This window comes from Streptomyces sp. ICN903 (assembly GCF_022015835.1).
GTDB classification, from domain to species: Bacteria; Actinomycetota; Actinomycetes; order Streptomycetales; family Streptomycetaceae; genus Streptomyces; species Streptomyces fenghuangensis.
The window spans coordinates 1-2384 of sequence record NZ_JAKMAY010000497.1; the positions used below are offsets into that span (position 1 = coordinate 1).

General features: G+C 78.1%; 2 protein-coding genes and 1 pseudogene. 2 read left to right on the forward strand and 1 reads right to left on the reverse strand.

The window, feature by feature from the left end; translation table 11 throughout:
* Together L7D48_RS28170 and L7D48_RS28175 are read left to right on the forward strand one after the other, a co-directional pair.
* Positions 1–691: pseudogene (locus tag L7D48_RS28170) on the forward strand (Tellurium resistance); the annotation flags it as partial.
* Between the two features lie 82 nt (positions 692–773).
* Entirely contained in the window at positions 774–1565 is a 792-nt protein-coding gene (locus L7D48_RS28175) for a glutamate racemase (protein ID WP_237883832.1), read from the forward strand.
* 99 nt (positions 1566–1664) lie between these two features.
* On the opposite strand, the gene L7D48_RS29245 is transcribed toward L7D48_RS28175, so the two are convergent.
* On the reverse strand, positions 1665–2384 hold a 720-nt coding region (locus L7D48_RS29245), incomplete at its 5' end, for an O-antigen ligase (protein ID WP_256463360.1).

Consider the following 2384-nt stretch of genomic DNA (forward strand, 5'->3'; position numbering starts at 1 on the left):
ACCGCGGCCGGCCCCCGCGGCCGCTCCCCCACCGCGGCCGGCGCCTCAGCCGGTGCGGCTGAGCAAGGTCACCCTGACCAAGGAGGCGCCCACGGTCTCCCTGGCCAAACAGGGCGGCACCTCCGGCGCGATGCGCGTCAACCTCGACTGGCGGACGCGCAGGCAGCCCGGGGGCTGGGGGAGCAGGCTGAGCCGGGCCCTGGCGCCGCAGACCGGCCTCGACCTGGACCTGTGCGCCCTGTACGAGCTCACCGACGGCACCAAGGGAGTCGTCCAGGCCCTCGGCAACGCCTTCGGCGCGCTGCACCGGCCGCCGTACGTCCACCTCGACGGCGACGACCGCACCGGCGCCGTGGAGACCGGCGAGAACCTCACGATCAACCTCGACCACAGGGAGAGGATCCGGCGGATCCTGATCTTCGTCACGATCTACGAGGGCGCCCGCAGTTTCGCGGGTCTCAACGCCACGGTGACGCTCACACCCCAGCACGGCGCGCCCGTCGGCTTCTCCCTCGACGAGTGCGACCTCCCCTCCACCGTCTGCGCCCTGGCGCTGATCACCAACCACGGGGGCGACCTCGTCGTCCGGCGGGAGTCGCGCTTCCTGGTGCCCGAGCGCGGGGTGAGCCCGCAGCGGACGGTGGACCAGGCCTACGGCTGGGGCATGCGGTGGACGCCCGGCCGCAAGTGACCCCCCGGCGGCCTCCCGCGCGCGAGGCCGCCCGGGCCGTCCGATGGGCGCCGCGTCCGCCCGTGCCCGTACGCTGTGATCCGTGAGAATCGCGCTTGTGGACTCCGGGATCGGGTTGCTGGCCGCCGCGGCCGCGGTACGGCGTGCGAGACCCGACGCCGACCTCGTCCTGTCCTCCGCCCCCGACAGCATGCCCTGGGGGCCGCGGACCGCCGACGACATCGCCGCCCGCGCCCTGGACTGCGCGCGGGCGGCCGCCGCGTACGGGCCCGACGCGCTCATCGTCGCCTGCAACACCGCTTCCGTGCACGCCCTGGAGGTGCTGCGCGCCGAACTGGAGCCGGCGGTGCCGGTCGTCGGCACGGTCCCGGCCGTCAAACCGGCCGCCGCCGCGGGCGGCCCCCTGGCCGTCTGGGCCACCCCCGCCACCACCGGCAGTCCCTACCAGCGCCGCCTCATCACCCGGTTCGGCAACGGCGCCGAGATCACCGAGGTGCCCTGCCACGGGCTGGCCGACGCCGTGGAGAAGGGGGACGAGGCCGCCGTCGACGCGGCCGTCGCCGCGGCCGCCGCCCTCACCCCGCGCGCGGTGCGGTCCGTGGTGCTGGGCTGCACCCACTACGAGCTGGTCGCCGAGCGCATCCGAGCCGCCGTCCGCTCCCCACTGGCCCCCGAGCCGGCGCTGTACGGCTCGGCCGCCGCGGTCGCCGCCCAGGCACTGCGGCGCATCGGCGCGGAACCGGACCCGCAGGCGCCCTCCACCGGCACCCTGACCGTCCTGCACAGCGGCAGGCCCACCGGGCTGTCCGGCCCCGCGCGCGGCTACGCCGAGGGGCGGCTGCTGGCGGCGGAGCGCGCCGTACGGACCGGCTGAGCGGGAGGCCGAGCCGGGCGGCCGGCCGGGGACGGCCGAACGTCCGCCACCCGACCGGCCCACCGCCGCCCGTGTCCCCGCGGGCCGCCGCGCGGCCGCCTACGGGACGTCCCAGCCCTCCCCGGCGGTCGCCAGCCCCACCAGCAGCCCCGCGCCCATGGTGACCTGGCTGAAGCTCAGGGCGTTGCCCACGCTCGCCACCGCGGCCAGCCCCGTGAGCGCCACGCCCGCCGTCAGCACCACCGGTGTCGGGCGAGGTGACCGGTACAGCGCGAGCAGCACCCAGCCGAAGGCGGCGCCCATCAGCAGCACACCGGGCACCCCCTGCTCGGCCGCCGTCTGCAGCGGCGCCGAGTGCGGCTTGCCGTCCGGGGCGGCGCCCTGATCGACGGCCCGGTTCAGGGCGCCGAACCGGTCGGGCCCCGCGCCGCGCACCGGATGCTCCGCCGCGAGCGCCGCCGCCTCCCGCCACAGCACGATCCGCTGCGTGGTGAGCACCTCCCGGAGCGGCTTCTCCAGCGCCGGCGGCCCCGCGCCGCCGGCCACCGCCCAGACGGCGCCCACCACGGCCGCGGCCACCGCCGCCAGCGCGGCCAGCGCCGCCAGTCTGCCGCGCGCCCGGCCCGCGACCTGCGAGCACAGCAGCACCCCGAGCGCCGCGCCGCACCCTGCGGGCGATCCGGTGGCCAGCGCCGCCGCCGCGACCGCCAGGGCCAGTACGTGCATCAGCCGCCGCGACCGCGCGTTTCTCGCCGCCCACGCGGCGCAGCACGCCGCGCCCGCCGCCAGCACCGCCAGCGCGGCCTCGGCGCCCGCCCG